This is a genomic window from Vibrio sp. PNB23_22_6 (assembly GCF_052877535.1).
This window is the reverse complement of the sequence record NZ_JBNFXP010000032.1, coordinates 1-22,279: the sequence shown is the minus strand read 5'-3', so window position 1 is coordinate 22,279 and position 22,279 is coordinate 1. Positions and strand designations below refer to the sequence as shown.

The window sequence follows — 22,279 nt, the reverse complement described above, 5'->3', positions numbered from 1 at the left end:
CCTTAAATTGGTTTCAATGTAAAGCCGTCAACGAGATCGAGTGCCATGATGCTATTGAGATGAGCGAGTAAAACTTTAGGTATTACGCTCAAACTCAGCTTCTGCTCTAAACATTGCAGCAGTTGGAAGAGATCGGCATCGAGTGCGTGACATAAGGCTTCTCCATTAGCTTGAATCGAGATAGCACCTTGTTGTAATTGATTGATGTTGAGTTGTTCAAATTGCCCAGTTTGAATCGCAGAAAACAAATCAAACACGGCATAATCGGAGGCAAAACTTCGGCAACCTTGTTTCAGGTGCAATACCAAAGCGGGTTGAAGTTCTTCACTTACTTGACCAAGCAAAGCAAGTGGTTTTATCTCAGCTGAGCGAGGTTCTTCGAATAGGGTTTGTCGGGCGAGATCGATGTACCATTCGAAGCGTGCGACTTCTGGGCAGTAGGGCGCCTGATCGATCACCTGATTAAATTGCATGATGGTGTCCTGAAAGCCTTCGCCATAATGCACCACATTGCCTTCTTCTAATGGGGAAGTGAGTACGTGTTGACGCGCAATCTGTTTAAAGCACTCTTCACCAAGCAATGCTTCCACCATAGGATAGGTTGCCGATAAAACCTCACTCAAACTGACAATGAAGTTGTTGCGGTAAATCTGCATGCGTTCCTCTGCCGTAAACTCTTCACTGGCAATATCGCAATCTTCACCGAGTGCTTGATAGTGCAGAGCTTTAGCAAACTGGCTTTGTAAATTGGCTAGATTCATGATGCCTTCCTTGGCTCGCTTTGTTCACTTGGAAGTGTGCCTTGTAACAGCAGTTGCGATGCTTTCTGGGCTTCTCCGAGCAAGACTTCTGGCGCGGGGATATCCAAATCCCATTCAATCAACGCATGACGTGGACCGTGTTTTTTTGTCCACTGCGCGAACAATTGCCAAACGTCATCGCTGATTGGGCGGCTATGGGTATCAATCCATATCTCACCCTTGTCGAGTTGTTTGATGGTAAAACCTGCCAAGTGAATCTCATCCACTTTGTCGGCTGGCATCGCATCTAGGTAGGTGTCGCAATCAAAACCGTGGTTGAACGCCGAAACATAAACATTGTTTAAATCGAGCAACAAACGACAGTCAGTGCGCTTTTGTACTTCGGTAAGAAACTCCCATTCGCTGATAGTCGAATGTTGAAACTTCACATAACTAGATGGGTTCTCTATCAAGATCTCGCGCTGCAAATAATCCTGCACTTCATTCACGTTGCGAGTGAACACCTTCAGTGCTTCTTCCGTGTAGGGCAGTGGGAGTAGGTCATTAAAGTAGTGACCGCCGTTTTCACTCCAACTTAAATGGTCAGAAACAAGAATCGGAACGATTGAATCAATCAGCGCTTTGAGTTGAGCAAGGTGCTTTTTATTCACACGTTCCACTGAACCAAGTGACAAGCCGATACCGTGACAGCTGACTTGATACTTCTCGCGCAGACTCTGTAGCTGATAGCGTTCTGCCGCATTGGGTTGGAAGTAGTTTTCACTGTGGATTTCTAACCAAGACAACCCAGGAGCGCTCTGGCTGAAATAATCGAGGTGAGGGGTTCTTAGTCCGACACCAACAAGTTCATGGAAGATGTGGTGTTTCACGTGAAACTCCTTTTCAGATTGGACGGGAAAGTAAGGATGCGCGGCTCCGCGACTACGCATCCAGAAACAGCGGCGATAAAAAATTAGGAAGAAGTCGTACTACCGCCAGCAAGTTTGTCGCACAGCCCTTTAGGAACGACGACGAATGCGTCTTTTTGGTTATCTTCTTTCGAGGTACCAGCACAAGAGCTGCTTTTCGTTGCGCAATCATTTTTACCTGCTTTTGCAACGCCGTAGCATTTTTCTTTTTCAGCAGCGACAGCAGGAGCCGAAGTGAGCATCGTGCCCCCTAGAGCGAGTAAACCAGTAACAGCAGCAGTAACAGCAAGATTTGACTTTTTCATAGTTATTTCCTCTGAATGATTTCCTTTACTTTAAGTTGGCAAGGTGAACCGCCTGTTTTGGCGTTTTGTTAACAGCTTACTTAATTTAAAAGATAGGAAATTGACTAAAAAACTTTCAGAAAAACGGAGGAAATGGACGGTATATTGAGTGAATGTCATACAAGGTCTTGATGTTCAGTGCAAAAAAGCCGCAAACTTTTTATCAAGTTTTGTCTAAACAGCACCCAGTTGTTTAGGTTATAATCTATTTTTATGTATAAATAACCAGTAGCTCTCATCATGATGGATCCATCTCTATTACTTGACGGTTTGAACGACAAACAGCGTGAAGCCGTTGCAGCGCCTCTAGAAAACTTGCTCATCCTTGCTGGTGCGGGAAGTGGTAAAACGCGTGTGCTTGTGCACCGTATCGCTTGGTTGATGTCGGTAGAGCAGGCTTCTCCGTTCTCTATCATGTCGGTCACCTTTACCAACAAAGCGGCAGCAGAGATGCGTGGGCGTATTGAAGAGCTTATGATGGGGAGTGCCGGTGGTATGTGGAATGGCACGTTCCACGGCATTTGTCACCGTATTCTGCGTGCACACTATCTTGATGCCAAGCTGCCGGAAGATTTCCAAATCATCGACAGTGATGACCAGCAACGCCTACTAAAGCGTTTGATCAAAGCGCAAAACCTCGATGAGAAGCAGTGGCCTGCGCGCCAAGTTGCGTGGTGGATTAACAGCAAGAAGGATGAAGGTTTGCGCCCAGCGCACATCGATGCGTACCACGATCCAGTCACGAAAACTTACCTACAACTGTACACCGCATATCAAGAAGCGTGTGACCGAGCGGGTTTGGTCGACTTTGCGGAAATCTTGTTGCGCGCACATGAGCTACTGCGTGATAACAAGTTCGTCCGTGAACACTACCAAGCGCGCTTTAAGCATATTTTGGTTGACGAGTTCCAAGATACCAACAATATTCAATACGCTTGGCTGCGTATGATGGCGGGTCCAGAGTGCCATGTGATGATTGTCGGTGATGATGACCAGTCGATTTATGGTTGGCGTGGCGCGAAAATCGAGAATATTGAGAAGTTTACGCTGGAATTCCCAAGTGTGAACACCATTCGTCTTGAGCAAAATTACCGTTCTACCAAGACGATCTTGGAAGCATCGAACGCGCTAATCGCTAATAACACCGAGCGAATGGGTAAAGAGCTTTGGACTGATGGCATCGTCGGTGAGCCGATCTCAGTTTACAGTGCTTACAACGAATTGGATGAAGCGCGTTTCGCGGTTAACAAGATCAAAGAGTGGCAAGACAAGGGTGGTGTTCTGAGTGATGCTGCCATGCTTTACCGTAACAACGCTCAGTCACGTGTTCTGGAAGAAGCGTTGCTTCAAGCAGGTTTACCTTACCGCATTTATGGCGGCATGCGATTCTTCGAACGCCAGGAAATTAAAGATGCGTTGAGCTACATGCGCTTAATGGCGAATCGTAATGATGATGCGGCGTTTGAGCGTGTTGTTAATACACCAACGCGTGGCTTAGGTGATAAGACCTTAGAAACCATTCGTCGTGCCGCTCGTGATCGTGGTTGTACTATGTGGGAAGCGAGTGTGGCGATGTTGGATGAGCAAGTTCTCGCGGGGCGTGCGGCTGGTGCGTTGAGCCGATTTATCGAGCTTATTACTGCACTGGAAGATGACACTATCGAGATGCCACTACACCACCAAACTGACCATGTGATCAGATACTCGGGCTTGTTCACGATGTACGAGCAAGAGAAGGGTGAAAAGTCTAAGGCGCGTATTGAGAACTTGGAGGAATTGGTGACCGCAACGCGTCAATTTGAGAAGCCAGAAGAAGCCGAAGACATGTCACTGCTGACGGCATTCCTTACTCACGCAGCATTAGAAGCGGGCGAAGGACAAGCGGACGAGTTTGAGGATGCGGTTCAGCTAATGACGCTGCACAGTGCGAAAGGTCTAGAGTTCCCATTGGTGTTTATGGTGGGTGTGGAAGAAGGCATGTTCCCAAGCCAAATGTCGGCGGAAGAAGCCGGGCGCTTAGAAGAAGAGCGTCGTTTGTGCTACGTAGGCATGACCCGTGCAATGCAAAAGCTCTACATCACCTATGCGGAAATGCGCCGTTTGTATGGTCAGGATAAGTATCACAAGCCATCTCGCTTTATTCGTGAATTACCAGAAACCTGCTTGGATGAAGTACGTATGAAGGCGCAGGTCAGTCGCCCAACAAGTAGCGGTCGCTTTAGCCAAACCGTGGTGAAAGAAAGCTTTAATGAAACAGGCTTTACGCTCGGTTCTCGCGTGATGCATCCGAAGTTCGGAGAAGGTACTATCATCAACTTTGAAGGCAGTGGTCCACAAAGTCGCGTACAGATCGCTTTTAACGGTGAAGGCATTAAGTGGTTAGTGACTGCTTATGCGCGACTTGAGAAGCTGTAAGGCTTTGCGAAAATCAATAGTTTCAAGAGCTGCTTCGGCGGCTCTTTTTATTTTTACTATTTAAGCCAATAAAACTTGTTGTCGGAAAGTGTTGTTTGAGGTGGGCTTTATCCTATTTCAGGTAAAGAAAAACCCCGAGGGCTTGCGCCCATCGGGGTTATAGTCTTACTCGCAGCAATCCGGCTACTAAGAGTGCTCCATGCATCTAATCCATGATAGTGTGCTGAATCCGTCAGCTTAATCCTTACGTCGCCATCCTAGCGGTGTCCTTGACCTTATCCTGGTCTGCTAACAATCCTCGTTAGCTCTCATCACTTGTTCCCTGAGCGGTGTCCCTGACATCATCCTGATGTTCAAATCCTTGCCTCGTCCAGAGGTGTCCATTTCCCATCCTTAGTAGCAACCATCCTAGTCACTATTGATTCCGTTCAATGTCCAATTTTGCAATCCATGCCCGACCATTCATCCTGAATAATCGTTTCTTCTTCCTGAAGTTCACCAAGTCCTTGGTGTTTCCTGTTCCGTGTCAGCATCCTTCCGACAGGGTTAATATTACCGGTTTAACGTTTGCGAACAATGGTGATAAATCACATTTTTGATTGCCATTATGTTTGAATAAATCACAATTTAAAGTTTAATCAATGGTTTATGTGTCGTCGTGACGATTTTTTTTATGAAAAAAGAGAGGTTTGCTCACCCCTTTGTAAGAGATCTCGCACAAAGGGTCGAGCGAAAGACTCTTATTGCCCAATGGCCACGCCTTCACGCCGCGGATCCGCAGCACCTTCAAGGCCTTCTTTGGTAAGACGTATCGCATGCAGTCCAGAATTCAAATTGCGAACATCGGTTTTAAAACCCATCTTCTCTAATTCAGGTTGTAAGCCTTCTGCGATGGTACCTTGCTCAATCTCTAAGGTACCAAACCGATTAAGTAATCGTGGTTGATTAATCGCGCTTTGGATATCCATGTCCCATTGAATGTGGGCGATAATGGTTTGTGCGACGTAACCAATGATGCGGCTGCCGCCCGGTGAGCCAATTGCCATGTAGGGTTTATCATCCTTCATCATAATGGTCGGAGCCATTGATGAACGTGGACGTTTACCCGGTTCTAAGCGGTTCGCGATTGGCACACCATCTTGGTGGGTGCGGAAGGAGAAGTCGGTGAGTTCGTTGTTGAGCAAAAAGCCATGCACCATCAAGCGCGAGCCAAAGGCGTTCTCAATGGTTGTGGTCATTGAGACCACATTGCCTTGTTTATCGACGATATTGAAATGGCTAGTGGAAGGCAGTTCGATCGATTGGCCCATGCTTAAGTTCATCGCATGCGACCACGGTGGATTACCCGCTTCAATCTTACTCAGCGCTTTGCCTACTTGGATTAGTTCTGCACGTTGTTTGAGGTAATCATTATCAAGCAAGCCTTCGGTAGGCATCGGCACATAATCTTGGTCAGCGATGTATTTGCTGCGATCCGCGAACGCAAGGCGAGATGCATCGGCGATCACTTGCCATGATTTCGCACTTGTGGCACCCCAATCTTTAAGATCGTATTGTTCGGTGATTGCGAGAATCTGCCCAACCGTCAGTGCGCCAGAGCTTGGTGGTCCCATACCGCAAATGTCATAGCTTTGGTAAGCCGCACAAACCGGTTCACGTTGTTTAATTTGGTAAGTGTCAAAATCAGGTTGAGCTAATACACCAGGGTTCCCCGGTGCATTCTGTACTGTCTCGATAATGTCTGTAGCGATATCGCCTTGGTAGAAGGCTTTTGCTCCTTGTTCTGTCATCGCCGTCAGGGTTTGGGCGTATTCTGGGTTCTTTAACAGTGTGCCTTCGGCTTTCGGTGAACCATCAGGATTAAAGAAGTAAGCCTTAGTCGCAGGGAAGCGTGACAGTCGCTTGGCATCTTTCTCAATCAGACTAGCGAGGCGAGGGCTGACTTTGAAACCTTGTTCAGCCAAAGTAATCACAGGTTGGGTGATCTTCTTCCATTCCAACTTACCGTATTTCTGGTGGGTGTCCCACAGCAATTTCACTGTGCCAGGTGTGGCAACGGAGCGACCACCGACAACCGCATCGTAAAATTGCAGAGGTTGTCCTTTTTCATCCAAGAAGAGCTTGGGGGTAGCGGCGAGTGGCGCGGTTTCACGCCCATCATACGTGGTCAGTTTTTGTTTCTCACTGTCCCAATATACTAAGAAGGCACCACCACCAATGCCAGAGGATTGAGGCTCTACCAAGCCTAGCATCAGTTGCACCGCAACCATGGCATCAATGGCATTACCACCTTGTGCGAGGACATTGACACCGGCTTGGGTGGCAAGTGGGTTAGCGGCTGTGACCATGTAGTTTTTAGCTTTAACTAATTGTTTTGTCTCAAAGCCCGTACTGTGTTCCGGTGCAACCGCATCTGCAGCTTGGTTCGCGAGGGATTGGGTGGATAAAACCAAAGGGGAAGTAAGAAAAAGACCCGTGGTCACGAGTCGGTTGAACGTCCAATGCATGATGACTCTCCATGTTGCCAGTTTTGTGTTTTCAGCTTGGCAGTCATGGAGAGCAACGTCGAGTCAGCAATCTTAGAAATGTCGATTGTGCTACGCTTTTAAATCAGTATGTTACCTAATAAAAGAGCTGATGGTTTGGTACAAAATACTGCTGCCTACCAGAGTAAACACCACTCCACATAGACCGTCGATGTAGATCCCCGCTTGCAGCAATTTACGTTGCAGCCGCTGAGTCGACAGCATCCATGCGAGACTGGAGAACCAAAACAGTGACAAACCAAACAGAATCACTAGGGCAATACTTTTGCCTGTCACCGACATACCCACAGGCACTAAGCTCGACATCAAACTGATAAAGAAAACTAAGGCTTTCGGGTTAAGAATGTTGGTCGCAAACCCTTTGGCAAATGCTTGACGCTTGTTACTGATCACTAAGTTGTTTTGCTTCTTAGATTGATCCGCCAATGGATTTTTGATCATTGCGATCACGCCGCGCAAAGCCCCAATACCTAGGTAGAGCAGGTAACTACCACCGAGCAGTTGCACCACGGAATACAACACTGGGTGCTGGTGGACGATATAGCTCACGCCTGTCAGGCTGAACAAGGAGTGCAGCAAAATACCGACAGACAATCCCAACGCGATGTACAAGCCAGTTTGACGACCGTGACGTGTCGCATTTTGTACGACGAGAGCAAAGTCCGGACCTGGACTCATTAGGGCAATAAAGTGAATGCTGGCGAGTGTCAGCAATATGGTGGATTCATTCATAACACATCTCAAATATAACCAATGCGGCTATTGTCGTGGCAAGTCACTTGTGACGCTTGTAAAAAACTGACAGCTTTCTCGGTAAATAAAATTAACGAGTCACTTGAGAAGGGGAAACGCCATAAGTCTGCTTAAACGCTTTGCTGAAATGCGCTTGATCGTAGAAGCCGATCTGATGGGCGACGTCGGTACCGCATTGACCAGATTGCAGTAACTTCATGCCTTGTTCGAGGCGCAGGCGTGCGAACCATGCATAAGGTGTCATGCCGGTCTGTGCTTTAAAATGGCGCTGGAACTGAGTTGGGCTCAGTTGGCACAGTTCTGATAACGAATCCAAACGCACCGCTTGGTCGAGGTTCGCCATCAGATAATCTTTTAACGTCCCAAGCGATTGTTTGCCTAAAGTCACCACTTTTTGTCGCTCAAGTGATCCGTAGCGATCAAAAAGTTGGTTGAATCCTTCAAAAGGTAGGCAATCTTTGGCAAGTTGACTGAGGTTTTCACGGCGAAGCAGCCCGTGTAAGTTGCTAAGTTGTGAAAATATCTGCGGATCCGAGATGATCAGCTCGTTAAAGTGTATTATTTGACCGCTTCGCTTAAGATCAGCCAGATCGCTCAATAGGTGAGGTTCGATCGCAAACACATTCACCTCATAGCCACTTTCGAGTTTAGCTTGCCCGTCATGCAGCTCATCAGGGGGCATAAGGACAATTTGTCCGTGACCGACTTGATGGCAGTTGCCTTGGTATTGGAACTTTTGCTCGCCATGCGTGATCAGGCCGAGATGAAAATCCAGGTGGTAATGCCTTTGAAAAGCAAACTTCTGATATTTCGCCTCAATCAGACTCAAGTTGTTATGGGCGGTTGCGTAGTACTGAATATGTTCCATTAAGTAAAAAAGCTTGGTCACATTATGACCAAGCTTATCCATCAATTTTTAACTTGTCTTGTAAAAAAAGTCATTGAACCTGGATTGCTCTACGCGATTTACGGTTATTACGCAGACCATCAAAGCTAAACACGACTAATGCACCCCAGATGAAAGCGAAAGTGAGCGCTTTATCTGTGGTGAACGGTTCGCCGTAAATCAGTACCGCAAGCAAGAACATCAAGCTTGGCCCAATGTACTGGAAGAAGCCTAGCGTCGAGAGTTTAAGGCGTGTCGCTGCTCCGGTAAAACACAGCAAAGGAAGTGTGGTGATCACACCTGCAGCTATCAATAGGCTATTTAACTGCCATGAGTTATTAAACATATTCGATGTAGGCGTGCTTGCGATGAACAACAGGTAAATAAGGGCGGCGGGGAGTAACATGCACGTTTCAATAAATAGCCCTGTTTGAGCATCAAGGCTGACTTTTTTACGCAGCAATCCATAAATTCCAAAGCTCATGGCGAGTGCAATAGCCACCACAGGGACAGAGCCAAACACAATTAACTGGACCAATACACCACACGCGGCAAGTACAACAGCAAACCATTGCAAATGGCGAAGTCGTTCACCAAGGAAAATCATTCCGAGTAAGACATTGATTAATGGATTGATGTAATAGCCGAGACTTGCATCCAGCATGTGATTGGAGTTCACCGCCCAGATGAAGATCAACCAGTTGGCACCAATCAGCACAGAACTAAACAGTAAGTAGACGATTTTAGTTTTGTCTTTGATAACGCTAAACACTGAGCGCCAACGACGACCAAAATGGAGGAGCGCAGCAAGTAAAAAGAAAGACCAAATGACGCGGTGACTTAAGATCTCTAAAGGCGAGACCTGTGCGATTGATTTGAAGTACATGGGAGCAATGCCCCACATAGTGTACGCACCAATCGCAAGCAAGACGCCTTGTTTTGCACGCTGTTGTTCTTCTAGGGTCATGGAGTGTCACCTAATTGTGTGTTTATAGAGCAGAAAATCAGTATACGAGTCGTGAGTAGAATCACCTAGCAATTTGCGGTTTTATTCACCATCAAACCCCATTACAATGTGCCTTCATTTTGTGTGTTGGTAGCATGCAATAGCACTTCTTTTATGACCCAACCTGAGATTATTCATGACCTCGACCTTGTTAGCCGAACAATCAGATCTGCCTGTAACTCCTCAACGTATGCTGGAGGATGTGTTTGGTTACCAGGAGTTCCGTGATGGTCAGCAACTGGTGATTGATGCGGCGGTAGAAGGTCGCGATAGCTTGGTTATTCTGCCTACGGGTGGTGGTAAGTCACTGTGTTATCAAATCCCTGCATTGGTTCGCTCTGGCATTACCTTGGTGATTTCTCCGCTTATCTCGTTGATGAAAGACCAAGTTGATCAGCTGAAAGCGAATGGTGTGGCTGCTGAGTGCATTAACTCGACCATGCCACGTGAAGAGCTGCTCAGCGTGTATAACCGCATGCATACTGGTCACCTTAAATTGGTGTACGTCTCGCCAGAGCGCGTATTAATGCGTGATTTCATTGAGCGTTTGGAAAACTTGCCGTTGTCGATGATTGCTGTCGATGAAGCGCACTGTATTTCGCAGTGGGGACACGATTTCCGTCCTGAGTATGCTGCACTTGGCCAGCTGAAGCTGCAGTTCTCGCACGTGCCATTTATGGCGCTGACCGCGACAGCTGATGACGCTACGCGTCGAGACATTCTTGAGCGTCTTCAACTGAGTCATCCAGAAGTTTACTTAGGCAGCTTCGACCGTCCTAATATTCGCTACAACTTGGTTGAGAAGCACAAGCCCGTGTCGCAAATCGTTCGTTATCTTGAAACCCAAAAGGGCAACTGCGGCATTATCTATTGCAGTAGCCGTAAGAAAGTCGAGATGGTGACTGAGAAGTTGTGCAACAACCACATTCGAGCCGCAGGCTACCATGCTGGTATGGATGCTGACGAGCGCGCTTATGTCCAAGAAGCTTTCCAACGTGATGATATCCAAATCGTTGTCGCGACCGTGGCATTCGGTATGGGTATCAACAAGCCAAACGTGCGTTTTGTAGTGCACTTTGATATCCCGCGTAATATCGAATCCTATTATCAGGAAACCGGTCGTGCGGGGCGTGATGGCCTGCCTGCTGAAGCGATGATGCTGTATGACCCTGCGGATATCAGTTGGCTGCGTCGTATGTTAGATGAAAAGGACGACGGTCCACAGAAGCAAGTGGAAAGCCACAAATTAAATGCGATGAGCGCGTTTGCGGAAGCGCAAACATGTCGTCGTCAGGTCTTACTCAATTATTTTGGTGAGTATCGTGATAAGCCCTGTGGTAACTGCGATATTTGCTTAGACCCACCGAAACACTTTGATGCTACTGAAGAAGCGCGTAAGGCATTGTCTTGTGTGTACCGCGTAAACCAAAGCTTTGGTATGGGTTACGTCGTTGAGGTATTACGCGGGATGCAGAACATTCGTGTGCGCGAAAATGGGCATGATAAAATTTCCACCTACGGGTTAGGGCGTGACCACAGCCATGATTATTGGATCAGTATCTTTCGTCAGCTTATTCATAAAGGCTTGCTGTTTCAAAATATTACGCGTAACTCAACGCTGCAATTAACCGAAGAGGCGCGTCCGTTGTTGCGAGGTGATATATCACTAGAGTTGGCGGTGCCTCGTTTGGATACCGCTGCACGTGCTGCGAAGTCGGATAAACTGACGAGTAAGAATTACGATAAGAAGTTGTTCGCGAAACTGCGTAAGCTGCGTAAGTCGATTGCCGATGAAGATGGTCTGCCTCCATACGTCGTATTCAGTGACGCTACTCTGATTGATATGGCCGAGATTTTGCCAACCTCTTACGGTGAAATGCTAGCGGTAAGCGGTGTTGGTCAGCGTAAGCTGGAGAAGTACGCCGATCCATTCCTTGATTTGATTCAAGAACACATTACTCACCACGGATAAGGAACCAAGATGCAAAAGGAATTTGGCTTAGCGGACTACATGGAACAAGAAGGGCGATTAATCATTACCGCGCCGAGCTTTGACCTTGATACTTTTCCTGCTTTGGGTGAACGTTTAGTTGGGCTGCTATCTGCTACTGTGGTTGAAAAACAGTGGGATGCCGACATTCACTCTTGGTTGATTGACTTTGAAGATTGTCGACTGTTTATGAAAGCGGAGCATTATAGTGAAGCGATTTGGTTTGAAGCCTTAGCGATTGAAGAGAGCAGGGAAGAGTTGGATTACCTAGCGGGATTGTTCCAACGCGGCTTCTAGAAACTTTGGTGTATTTACAAAGGGTGTTTCACATGAAACGCTCTTTTTTAAGCCCAAACGTTTGCGTAAAACAGACGACTTGCAGCGAAAAGTGGTTACTGTATAATCACCCACCGTTTAACTCTGAATGAGTTAAGCTATTTTATATTTCATTTTTACATTGTTGGTAAGAGTCGTTTTTTATTAAGCGCTCGATTTGGGTTCCCTCACCCCCAAACCAAACTAAAAAGGTATCGCATGAGTAACTTTACCCCTGCGCAGCAGCGCAACGCCCTTATCTATCTGGCTCTATTCCACCTAGTGATTATTGCATCGAGCAATTACCTAGTTCAGCTACCGTTTACTATCTTTGGCTTCCATACCACTTGGGGCGCATTCACCTTTCCATTTATCTTTTTGGCGACTGACCTAACCGTACGAATTTTCGGTGCGCAAATGGCACGTAAGATCATCTTTTTAGTGATGCTGCCTGCGTTAGTCGTGTCGTACTTCTTATCCGTGGTGTTTTTTGAAGGGCAGTTCCAAGGTTTTTCTCAGTTAGGGGAATTCAATCTGTTTGTTGCTCGTATCGCGATTGCTAGCTTCATGGCGTACTTACTTGGTCAGATCATGGATGTGCACGTGTTTAACCGCCTGCGCCAAATGAAGCAGTGGTGGGTTGCGCCAACGTGTTCAACACTCTTCGGTAATGCATTAGATACCGTTGCTTTCTTTGCCATTGCGTTTTACCAAAGCCCAGACCCATTTATGGCGGCACACTGGACAGAAATCGCGCTGGTGGATTACGGTTTCAAACTGATTATTAGCTTGGGTCTGTTTGTTCCAATGTATGGTATGTTGCTTAACTATTTGATTAAGAGGCTGACGGCGGTGAATCCGAACTTCAAAGTAGGAACGACGGTTCAGTCCTAATTTCAGTGGGAACCCCGAAAGCCGCTTGTTCAATGCAAGCGGCTTTTTTGTTTTTGTCGGAAGGGCGTTTGCTCGGTCTGTACAGCGTGGGGAGTAATTAGATTATTGGTGTCCAAAAGCTCCCTAAGCTGTACAAGTGAAAAATGAATAATAAAAAAAGGCCCCGAATGGGACCTTTAACGAAGTATTTAGCAATCGTGCTAACTAACAACTCACTATGCTTAACGGCCAGCCGATGTCAGTCTGACGGTTAGCTTCGATTTCCAACTCTGCGGCGGTTAGCGGATTTGCCGCTAACCATGCTGCATCAATACTGAGTGTTAGTTTGTCGTCCTCTGCTGTTAGCGTCACTTTAGGCTCTAAATCAGGGGTGCGGCGATGGCTAAGTAGAACAGCAAGGCGCAATAAACGAAGGACACGCTTACCGCTGGTACCTGACATGGCATGTTGTTCAGGTAACGAGGTTAGTTGTTCTCGGTAACGGCGAGCAATTTCGCCGATAAAGAACTTCTGCGCGCGCGTGTAACCTGGCAAGTCCAAATGCTGAAGTAGGTAGGCGCTGTGCTCCCCACCTTTTTTGAAATCGATGGTTAAACCGATTTCGTGCAGTTTGGCGGTGGTTTCTAGTAGCATTTTGCCCTGATGCTCTGCGACCCACACATTGCCGCCTGCTTGATCGAGTAGCTTACTCGCGAGGCTCGCGACTTGCTCACCATACTGGCGATCCAATTGGTAACGAGTTTGTACGCTGCTAATCGTACGGGCACGAATATCATTCTGACGCAACTCTTCGACCATTCCGTACACGAGACCTTCACGTAGTGCACCGCCAGCAAGAGTCATAGCATCGATTTCTAGCAGTTCGAAAATCGCGATCAAAATGGATAAGCCACTTGGAAATACCAGTGCGCGTTCAAGGGTTAAACCTTCGATATCAAGCTCTTCTAAGTGATCGGCCTGCATAGCTTGTTTTTGTAGACGCTTCAGTTTGGTGTGAGTAATGACCTCATCCATACCTTGTGTCAGCATAATTTCTTGTAATGCTTGAACCGTGCCTGATGCGCCAACACAAATATCCCAGCCGAGATCAGTATACTGCTCCAGAATCGGCTTTAGGGTTTGTCTCGCGCCTTCAATCGCGGCTTCGAAATTACGCGCATTCAACTGACGGTCTTTAAAGAAGTGTTCTAACCAAGTGACACAGCCCATTTTTAAGCTAGTTAGCGCTTTAGCCTCAAAGCCTTCACCGATGATCAGCTCAGTACTCGCACCGCCGATATCGACTACTAGGCGACGGCCACTACCTCCAGAAGTATGAGCAACGCCCTTATAGATAGTGGCAGCTTCTTCTTCGCCACTAATCACTTCGATAGGCTGACCTAAAATTTGGTTTGCTTTCTCTAAAAAAACATCCGCATTGATAGCTGTGCGCAATGTTGCGGTACCGACAATACGGATGTTTTGTTTAGGAATATCCTGCAAGCGTTCTGCAAATAGACTTAAGCAGTCCCATCCTCGCTGCATAGCTTCCATACTAAGAGAGTTACGTTCATCTAAGCCCGCCGCAAGACGAACTTTGCGCTTAATTTTAGCCATGGTTTGAACGCTGCCATCGATATGACGCACAACGAGCATGTGAAAACTGTTCGACCCGAGGTCGATGGCTGCGTATAGCGGTGATGATCCTGCTTGACTCATAAACGACTTCAGTTTCCTTTTATGATTGTTTTGGCGCTGATTGACGTGGTTGACGAGGACGGCGTCCTTGCGGCTTACGGTTACCAGAGCGCGTGCCACCGGTATTGGTACGACGTTGCTGAACACGAGGCGCACGCATACGGATTGGTTCTGGCAGATCTTGGATCAGAGCCGATGCATCGTAATCCGATACTGGGATTGTATGTTCGATGTATTCTTCAATCGCAGGCAAGTTGATTGCGTACTCTTCACAAGCAAAGCTGATTGAGTGACCACTTGCACCTGCACGACCAGTACGGCCGATACGGTGAACGTAATCTTCACAATCGTCTGGTAAGTCGTAGTTGAATACGTGTGTTACCTGAGGAATATGTAGGCCACGAGCAGCAACGTCAGTTGCAACTAAAAGGTCTACTTCACCGCGAGTAAATTGTTCAAGAATCTTTTCGCGTTTTTTCTGAGGAACGTCGCCGGTCAGTAGACCAACACGATGGCCATCTGCTGCTAGATGACCCCAGACAGATTCGCACTTATGTTTGGTGTTGGCGAATATGATCGCGCGATCTGGCCAGTCTTCTTCAATAAGAGTCTGAAGTAGAGTCATCTTGTCTTCGTTAGAAGGGTAGAACAGCTCTTCTTGGATACGGTGACCGGTTTTTTGCTCAGGCTCGACGACAACATGCTCAGGGTTGTGCATATGTTCAAACGCTAATTCTTGTACGCGGTACGACAGCGTTGCTGAGAACAGCATGTTTAGACGCTCTTTTGGTTCAGGCATGCGACGGAATAAGAAACGAATGTCCTTAATAAAGCCAAGATCGAACATTCGGTCTGCTTCATCCAACACAACAGCTTGAATGTTGTTTAGGTTGAATACGCGCTGCTTGTAAAAATCAATGATACGGCCAGTGGTACCAATCAGAATGTCTACACCGTCTTGTAGCTTAGACAATTGCTTATCGTAGCTCTCGCCGCCATAAGCTAATGCCGCTTTTAGACCTGTACTCGCAATCAGAGGTTCAGCATCATTAAAGATCTGAATCGCTAATTCACGTGTCGGTGCCATAATAATGGCGCGAGGCTGGGTTGGTTGGCGACCTTCAGGTTCTGGTGTCGTCAGAAGGTGGTTGAAAGTAGCAGTAAGAAACGCGAGCGTTTTACCAGTACCCGTTTGGGCCTGGCCTGCGATGTCTTGGCCGGTGAGCAGTACCGGCAACGCCAAGGCTTGGATAGGGGTACAATATTCGAACCCTTTTTTATCCAATCCTTCAATGACTTGGGGCTTTAAATCCAAATCGGCGAACTTTTGCTCTGTGATATGCGTCTTTTTCATGACTATAGAATATCAGCTAAAGCTTGCAATACGAAAGTAAATACATTCCAATAGGGCATCTAATTACTGGTTATCATCCAACCAGTTTCTAAAAACACATTGGAGTGGAAGATGAGTGATAAGATTTTGCAGCTTACTGATGATGGTTTTGAAAACGATGTAATCAATGCTGCAGGCCCGGTTTTAGTGGATTTCTGGGCAGAATGGTGTGGTCCTTGTAAAATGATTGCGCCAATTCTGGACGAGATCGCTGATGAATACGCAGGCAAGCTCACTATCGGTAAACTAAATATTGACCATAACGCAGGCACACCGCCGAAGTTTGGTATTCGCGGCATTCCAACGCTACTGTTATTTAAAGACGGTAACGTAGCGGCAACGAAAGTTGGTGCTCTGTCTAAGACTCAACTAAAAGAGTTTTTGGACGCAAATCTATAATCACCACGTGATTACAAATAAAACCGTGCAATGTAACAATGCGCGGTTTTGTTTTTCTAACTCTGGACTAGAATAGTAATTAGTGCTAACTTATCGTGCGTTAATTGAACAAATTCTCTTCTTGGTCGATCCTGAGACCAAATCCATCTTAACTAGAAAACAGATCTTATTTTGACTAAACAAGAATCCACCACCATGAATCTTACCGAACTGAAGAACAGACCTGTGTCTGACCTTGTAAAGCTTGGCGAAAGCTTAGGGCTTGAGAACCTAGCGCGCCTGAGAAAACAAGACATCATCTTCGCAATTCTTAAAGCGCACGCGAAAGGCGGCGAAGACATCTTTGGCGATGGGGTTCTGGAAATTCTGCAAGACGGCTTTGGTTTTCTACGCAGTGCAGACAGCTCATACCTAGCAGGTCCGGACGACATCTATGTTTCACCAAGTCAGATTCGTCGCTTCAACCTACGTACAGGTGATTCGATTGCCGGGAAAATTCGTCCACCAAAAGATGGCGAACGTTACTTTGCACTATTAAAAGTAAACACGGTCAACCACGATAAGCCAGACAACGCGCGTAATAAAATCCTCTTTGAAAACCTGACTCCTCTTCATGCCAATGAACGTATGGTTATGGAACGTGGTAACGGTGCGACTGAAGATATTACCGCTCGTATTCTTGATTTGGCTTCACCAATCGGTAAAGGCCAGCGTGGCCTGATTGTTGCTCCGCCTAAAGCGGGTAAGACAATGCTTCTGCAAAATATTGCACAAAGCATCGCATACAACCATCCTGAGTGTGAGTTGATGGTACTTCTAATCGATGAACGTCCAGAAGAAGTAACCGAGATGCAACGTCTAGTTAAAGGTGAAGTGGTTGCTTCTACGTTCGATGAGCCAGCGTCTCGTCACGTACAAGTAGCAGAAATGGTAATCGAGAAAGCAAAACGTCTTGTTGAGCACAAGAAAGACGTCGTTATCTTGCTTGACTCTATCACTCGTCTAGCTCGTGCATACAACACAGTAGTGCCTTCATCAGGTAAAGTACTAACAGGTGGTGTGGATGCTAACGCACTACACCGTCCTAAGCGTTTCTTCGGTGCAGCTCGTAACGTAGAAGAAGGCGGCAGCCTAACTATCATCGCGACAGCGCTAGTAGACACGGGTTCTAAGATGGATGAAGTTATCTACGAAGAGTTCAAGGGTACAGGTAACATGGAACTGCACTTGAACCGTAAGATTGCTGAGAAGCGCGTATTCCCTGCGATTGACTTCAACCGCTCAGGTACTCGCCGTGAAGAGCTACTAACTAAGACTGACGAACTACAGAAGATGTGGATTTTGCGTAAGATTGTTCACCCAATGGGCGAGATCGACGCAATGGAATTCCTAATCGATAAATTAGCGATGACGAAGACCAACGATGAGTTCTTCGATGCAATGCGTCGTCAATAGTCTCAGATAAGCCATTCTGTAAATAGCCACCGCATATCGGTGGCTTTTTTATTGCTTTCTCCTGATAGAAACAGCAGAATGAAGAAAATGTTATCGGGAGGTTAACATGCAACACGGAATGTTGTCGTCATTACTCCTGAGCTTGTCACTTATGGTGCTACCCGCAACATCATCTGCGAAGGAAATGCAGGCATCAGAGGTAGAACAGTGGCTTCAGGACACCCAAATACAAACGAAAGTATCTGAACTGCTTGATTATGCGGTCAGAGACGAGGTCGACTCGCTTAAATTTGCCCTTGATCGACTTGCTTTTCCTCAACAAGAAGTCGCCCGCTTTCTGTTGCTCAACAAGTTTGAGCAGCAAAACATCATCCTAACGCCAAGAATGGCCATCTTTGTTGAATCTCAAATTAGCATCATACCGACTTATCAAATGCTTGAACGTGGAGATGGTTATGAATTCAGTGTCCCAGCATTTAATTTTCCTGCGATCGCGAGCCGTCAGATCAAGCGCTGGAAGCAAGACCAACGCACTTTAGAATTTGTCTTAGAAGCAGAGCGCGATGAGTTGAACCTCAAAGAGTGGCTGACTGGCACATCGTCACAAGTGCAGACTCGTGAAGCACTGCTTATTCGAGAACTGGATAGCTTGTCACCAAGTGCCTTAGAGGCATTAACCAAGCAATTGACTCACGCCAATGTGACCAGTTGGTTACCATCGTCAGCGGTAGTGGCTCGTTTGGCTCAAGTAAGCCAAGATGAAGCCATGTACGATATGCTATGGCGAATGCGAGCGGATTATAATGGTCAAACCGAGTTGGGTCGCCTTGCAAACGTCGGTGATGAGTTTTCATTACAGCAACTGATGAACTCAACCGTCAATCCAACGTTAAAGCCGTATGCCATTGAGCTACTGGCCCGGTCCAATCCACTCACTCCTGAGGTAAAACAGTTCTTAGTCGCAAAAATGGCGTTATCAGAAGAAGCAACATTGGTAGCAAGAGAGTTAGCGAAGCAAGGCCATCATTCTTGGCTTGAAGAACTGATCTCAAGCAACCGGAAAGTTCAAACCCGTCAGATTGAAAACGTATTGAAGTAACCATTCTTGGCGTTACCTAGCTCACATACCCACACAAAATAGGGGGATCTTAGCGTCTTCCTATTTGTTATACTGCGGACAGTTTAATCAGCCAATATGAAGGCCTATGAGTTTTAAGGATTTACGCGAATTTATCGATCATCTAGAACAGAAAGGTCGACTTAAACGCATCACTCACCCCGTCGATCCCGCTTACGAAATGACAGAAATCAGCGACCGTACCTTGCGTGCTGGCGGTCCTGCACTGTTGTTTGAAAATCCAATTGGCTATGACGTCCCCGTCCTGACTAACCTATTTGGTACGCCAGAACGCGTTGCGATAGGTATGGGGCGCACAGACGTTAAGGAATTACGAGAAGTAGGTAAGTTGCTGGCTTATTTAAAAGAGCCTGAGCCGCCAAAAGGCTTTAAAGATGCTTTAGAGAAGCTCCCTGTATTCAAGCAAGTGCTTAATATGCCAGCTAAGCGCCTGCGTAAAGCGCCTTGCCAAGAGGTTGTTTGGCAAGGAGATGACGTCGATTTGGATAAAATCCCAGTGATGAGCTGCTGGGCAGAAGACATTGCCCCGTTGCTGACTTGGGGTTTAACGGTAACTAAAGGTCCGTACAAGAAGCGTCAGAATCTAGGTATTTATCGTCAGCAAAAAATTGCCAAAAATAAAATTATTATGCGTTGGCTTGCTCACCGTGGTGGTGCGTTAGATCTGCGTGACTGGATGGAAACTAACCCAGGTAAACCTTTCCCAGTATCAGTCGCTTTTGGTGCTGATCCCGCAACCATTCTTGGTGCAGTGACACCAGTGCCAGATACATTATCGGAATACGCGTTTGCAGGTTTGCTGCGCGGAAGCAAAACCGAAGTGGTGAAATCGGTCAGTAATGATCTAGAAGTACCTGCGAGTGCAGAAATGGTGATGGAAGGGTACATTGATCCGAACGAGTTTGCTGATGAGGGGCCTTATGGTGATCACACTGGCTATTACAACGAAAAAGAGAAGCATCACGTTTTCACTATTACGCATATTACTATGCGCAAAGACCCCATCTATCACAGCACCTACACAGGTCGTCCGCCAGATGAGCCGGCAGTATTGGGGGTGGCGCTGAACGAAGTCTTTGTGCCAATTTTGCAAAAGCAGTTCCCAGAAATTGAAGACTTCTACCTGCCACCAGAAGGCTGTTCATACCGAATGGCAGTGGTAACGATGAAGAAGCAGTATCCAGGTCATGCGAAGCGCGTGATGATGGGGGTGTGGTCTTTCTTACGTCAGTTTATGTACACCAAGTATGTCATTGTGTGTGACGAGTCGGTTAATGCTCGAGATTGGGATAGTGTCGTTAAAGCCATGACAGAGCATATGGATCCTGTGCGTGATACTTTGATGATTGATAACACGCCGATCGACTCACTTGACTTTGCGTCACCAGTGGTTGGGTTAGGGTCCAAAATGGGCTTAGACGCGACCATTAAATGGGATGCTGAGCTAGTAACACGATCTCCAATCAGTGAACGTGATAACAAAATCATCACTGAAGCGGATCTGGAAACACTAAAACAACAACGCCCGGAAATTGTCGACATCTATCTACCATCAACGGCGAACAATCAGTTTGCCGTCGTTACGATGAAGAAAGACCAAGCGGGTCAATCTCAAGCGTTGATGGAATGCTTATGGGATTTCTTTGCTCAGTATACAAATAATAAGTTCATTATCTTGTGTGATGATGATGTGAATGTGCGAGATTGGAATGACATCATTTGGGCGGTGACAACTCGAATGGATCCGGATAGAGACACCGTTCAAGTTCCAGGAAAGACCGAAAGTTCATCTAAGTTAGGGCTGGACGCAACCAATAAGTTCGAATCTGAAGTCACGCGCGAGTGGGGGGTGCCTATCAAAAAAGATCCTAAACTTGTGGCTAAAGTCGATGAGATTTGGGACCAGTTAGGTATTCTATGAGTCATCAAGTCCACCTTCTACCAATGGACGTTACGTTCCAAGTAAAAGAAGGGGAGACCGTGTTGGAAGCTGCGCTCAACAACAATATTCGCTTCCCACACCGTTGCCAAGTTGGCGCTTGCGCCATGTGCATGTGTAAAAAGCTAACGGGCGAGGTGAGTTATCACCTCGAACCTATGCTAACCGAAAAAGAGCAACAGCAAGGTTGGATATTCCCTTGCCAAGCCTATACAGAAAGTAATTTAGTGCTTACTTTTGATGAGTAAGCGAGAGGAACACCATGACCATCCAATGTAAAGTAAAGTCTATTCAGCCGTTAGCTTGTAATACTTACCAAATCCTTCTTCACCCAGAATCACCAGTACCTTTTAAAGCTGGTCAGTACTTAATGGTTGTTATGGGTGAAAAAGACAAGCGTCCTTTTTCTATTGCAAGTAGCCCTTGTCGTCATGAAGGCGAGCTTGAGCTACACATTGGTGCGGCTGAACATAACGCTTACGCGTTAGAAGTCGTTGAAGCAATGCAAGCGGCGCTAGAAACAGATGGTCATATCGAAATTGATGCACCACATGGTGATGCGTGGATTCAAGAAGAAAGTGAGCGTCCACTATTATTGATTGCTGGTGGTACAGGCTTTAGTTACGTCCGTTCTATTTTGGACCACTGTATTGCCCAGAACAAAACGAACCCTATCTTCTTATATTGGGGAGCACGCGATAACTGTCAGTTATATGCAAAAGAAGAATTGGTCGAGCTTGCCGATAAGTTTGCTAACGTTCACTTCGTTCCTGTAGTAGAAGAGGCTCCTGAGGGTTGGCAAGGTAAAATCGGTAATGTGCTGCAAGCGATAAGTGACGATTTCGAAAGCTTAGAAAACTACGATATCTATATTGCTGGTCGCTTTGAAATGGCGGGAGCAGCACGTGAGCAGTTTACTCAGAATAAGAAAGCCAAGAGTGAGCGCATGTTCGCAGACGCTTATGCGTTCATTTAACAACAGGTTTTGAGGCATAAAAAGAGGATTTTTTATCCTCTTTTTTGCTTTTCTGATGAAATAGTCAGCGAACGGCTGTTTTTTTCCATTTTTTTTCAAAAAAAGGTTGCGAACGGATCTGAGTTCCCTATAATGCGCATCCACCGACACGGCAGGCGCGATAAGGCTTCGGCAGGGTCGGAGAGGTGAAAAGCTTCTGAGAAAATAAATTGAAAAAGTGTTTGACTCTCTCAATTATCTCGTTAGAATGCACCTCCTCTCAGAAAGAAAGTTTCTGAGCAAGCTCTTTAACAATATAGACCTATCAATCTGTGTGGGCACTCGTTGATGATAATCCAATTAGAAACTTCGGTTTCAAATTAGGTTTCAATGAACTGAGTGACCAATCGAGATTAAGTTTACTTAGTCTTGGCACAGTCAATTCATTATCGTTCTGTTGGAACGATAATAGCTTTAAAATTACATTAGTAGTTTTGAAGTCAGT

General features: G+C 46.4%; 19 protein-coding genes. 10 read left to right on the top strand and 9 right to left on the bottom strand.

Translation table 11 applies throughout. The features are described from left to right. Positions 1 to 2 precede the first annotated feature (2 nt). The 3 genes from ACVA54_RS18115 to ACVA54_RS18105 all read right to left on the bottom strand — a co-directional run bounded on the left by ACVA54_RS18115 (position 3) and on the right by ACVA54_RS18105 (position 1,974). The gene (locus tag ACVA54_RS18115) at positions 3 to 761 is read right to left on the bottom strand and encodes an HvfC/BufC N-terminal domain-containing protein (RefSeq protein WP_099081022.1); all 759 of its coding nucleotides are present in this window, start codon (positions 759 to 761) and stop codon (positions 3 to 5) included. Further along, positions 758 to 1,630 carry an MNIO family bufferin maturase gene (gene bufB / locus ACVA54_RS18110; RefSeq protein ID WP_099081021.1) on the bottom strand — a complete coding sequence of 291 codons (873 nt, stop codon included), beginning with the start codon at positions 1,628 to 1,630 and terminating at the stop codon, positions 758 to 760. The genes ACVA54_RS18115 and bufB overlap by 4 nt, the downstream gene beginning before the upstream one ends. Positions 1,631 to 1,713: 83 nt before the next feature. Beyond that, positions 1,714 to 1,974: a BufA1 family periplasmic bufferin-type metallophore gene (locus ACVA54_RS18105; protein WP_099081020.1), complete on the bottom strand. Its 261-nt coding sequence runs from the start codon at positions 1,972 to 1,974 to the stop codon at positions 1,714 to 1,716. A gap of 279 nt (positions 1,975 to 2,253) precedes the next feature. On the opposite strand from ACVA54_RS18105, the gene uvrD reads away from it, so the two are divergent. After that, positions 2,254 to 4,428 (top strand): DNA helicase II, encoded by a 2,175-nt coding sequence (uvrD, locus tag ACVA54_RS18100; RefSeq protein WP_446649822.1) that lies wholly within the window; start codon positions 2,254 to 2,256, stop codon positions 4,426 to 4,428. A gap of 740 nt (positions 4,429 to 5,168) precedes the next feature. On the opposite strand, the gene ggt is transcribed toward uvrD, so the two are convergent. From ggt to rarD, 4 genes are all read right to left on the bottom strand, one after another. Then, entirely contained in the window at positions 5,169 to 6,935 is a 1,767-nt protein-coding gene (gene ggt / locus ACVA54_RS18095; protein WP_446649821.1) for a gamma-glutamyltransferase, read from the bottom strand. A 111-nt stretch (positions 6,936 to 7,046) separates the two neighbouring features. Further along, positions 7,047 to 7,706, bottom strand: coding sequence for a LysE family translocator (locus ACVA54_RS18090; RefSeq protein ID WP_099081017.1), 660 nt, complete (start codon positions 7,704 to 7,706; stop codon positions 7,047 to 7,049). Positions 7,707 to 7,797: 91 nt separating this feature from the next. Continuing rightward, complete coding sequence (locus ACVA54_RS18085; RefSeq protein WP_172438195.1) at positions 7,798 to 8,595, bottom strand: AraC family transcriptional regulator; 798 nt, start codon at positions 8,593 to 8,595, stop codon at positions 7,798 to 7,800. Positions 8,596 to 8,665: 70 nt separating this feature from the next. Then, positions 8,666 to 9,580: an EamA family transporter RarD gene (gene rarD, locus ACVA54_RS18080; protein ID WP_099081015.1), complete on the bottom strand. Its 915-nt coding sequence runs from the start codon at positions 9,578 to 9,580 to the stop codon at positions 8,666 to 8,668. 175 nt (positions 9,581 to 9,755) lie between these two features. On the opposite strand from rarD, the gene recQ reads away from it, so the two are divergent. The 3 genes from recQ (at position 9,756) to ACVA54_RS18065 (ending at position 12,818) form a co-directional block, all read left to right on the top strand. Continuing rightward, the gene (gene recQ / locus ACVA54_RS18075) at positions 9,756 to 11,591 is read left to right on the top strand and encodes an ATP-dependent DNA helicase RecQ (RefSeq protein WP_446649820.1); all 1,836 of its coding nucleotides are present in this window, start codon (positions 9,756 to 9,758) and stop codon (positions 11,589 to 11,591) included. Between the two features lie 9 nt (positions 11,592 to 11,600). After that, positions 11,601 to 11,906 carry a DUF3630 family protein gene (locus ACVA54_RS18070; protein ID WP_119464724.1) on the top strand — a complete coding sequence of 102 codons (306 nt, stop codon included), beginning with the start codon at positions 11,601 to 11,603 and terminating at the stop codon, positions 11,904 to 11,906. A 237-nt stretch (positions 11,907 to 12,143) separates the two neighbouring features. Next, positions 12,144 to 12,818: a 7-cyano-7-deazaguanine/7-aminomethyl-7-deazaguanine transporter gene (locus tag ACVA54_RS18065; RefSeq protein WP_099081013.1), complete on the top strand. Its 675-nt coding sequence runs from the start codon at positions 12,144 to 12,146 to the stop codon at positions 12,816 to 12,818. Between the two features lie 204 nt (positions 12,819 to 13,022). Here the strand turns inward: ACVA54_RS18065 and gppA are convergent, their stop codons facing one another. Both gppA and rhlB read right to left on the bottom strand, forming a co-directional pair. Next, positions 13,023 to 14,516: a guanosine-5'-triphosphate,3'-diphosphate diphosphatase gene (gene gppA, locus ACVA54_RS18060; protein ID WP_446649819.1), complete on the bottom strand. Its 1,494-nt coding sequence runs from the start codon at positions 14,514 to 14,516 to the stop codon at positions 13,023 to 13,025. 19 nt (positions 14,517 to 14,535) lie between these two features. Continuing rightward, positions 14,536 to 15,849 carry an ATP-dependent RNA helicase RhlB gene (gene rhlB / locus ACVA54_RS18055; RefSeq protein ID WP_099081011.1) on the bottom strand — a complete coding sequence of 438 codons (1,314 nt, stop codon included), beginning with the start codon at positions 15,847 to 15,849 and terminating at the stop codon, positions 14,536 to 14,538. Between the two features lie 111 nt (positions 15,850 to 15,960). Here rhlB and trxA point away from each other — a divergent pair, with 111 nt between their 5' ends. The 6 genes from trxA to fre all read left to right on the top strand — a co-directional run bounded on the left by trxA (position 15,961) and on the right by fre (position 21,795). Beyond that, a complete protein-coding gene (gene trxA / locus ACVA54_RS18050) occupies positions 15,961 to 16,287 on the top strand; it encodes a thioredoxin TrxA (protein WP_099081010.1) in 327 nt (108 codons plus the stop codon). Between the two features lie 195 nt (positions 16,288 to 16,482). Next, positions 16,483 to 17,742 carry a transcription termination factor Rho gene (rho, locus tag ACVA54_RS18045; RefSeq protein WP_099081009.1) on the top strand — a complete coding sequence of 420 codons (1,260 nt, stop codon included), beginning with the start codon at positions 16,483 to 16,485 and terminating at the stop codon, positions 17,740 to 17,742. Between the two features lie 106 nt (positions 17,743 to 17,848). Then, entirely contained in the window at positions 17,849 to 18,841 is a 993-nt protein-coding gene (locus tag ACVA54_RS18040) for a hypothetical protein (protein WP_099081008.1), read from the top strand. Positions 18,842 to 18,947: 106 nt separating this feature from the next. Further along, positions 18,948 to 20,801, top strand: coding sequence for a 4-hydroxy-3-polyprenylbenzoate decarboxylase (ubiD, locus tag ACVA54_RS18035; RefSeq protein ID WP_446581704.1), 1,854 nt, complete (start codon positions 18,948 to 18,950; stop codon positions 20,799 to 20,801). After that, positions 20,798 to 21,067 carry a 2Fe-2S iron-sulfur cluster-binding protein gene (locus tag ACVA54_RS18030; RefSeq protein ID WP_009696789.1) on the top strand — a complete coding sequence of 90 codons (270 nt, stop codon included), beginning with the start codon at positions 20,798 to 20,800 and terminating at the stop codon, positions 21,065 to 21,067. The genes ubiD and ACVA54_RS18030 overlap by 4 nt, the downstream gene beginning before the upstream one ends. Before the next feature lie 14 nt (positions 21,068 to 21,081). Next, positions 21,082 to 21,795 carry an NAD(P)H-flavin reductase gene (gene fre, locus ACVA54_RS18025; protein WP_099081006.1) on the top strand — a complete coding sequence of 238 codons (714 nt, stop codon included), beginning with the start codon at positions 21,082 to 21,084 and terminating at the stop codon, positions 21,793 to 21,795. Positions 21,796 to 22,279 lie beyond the last annotated feature (484 nt).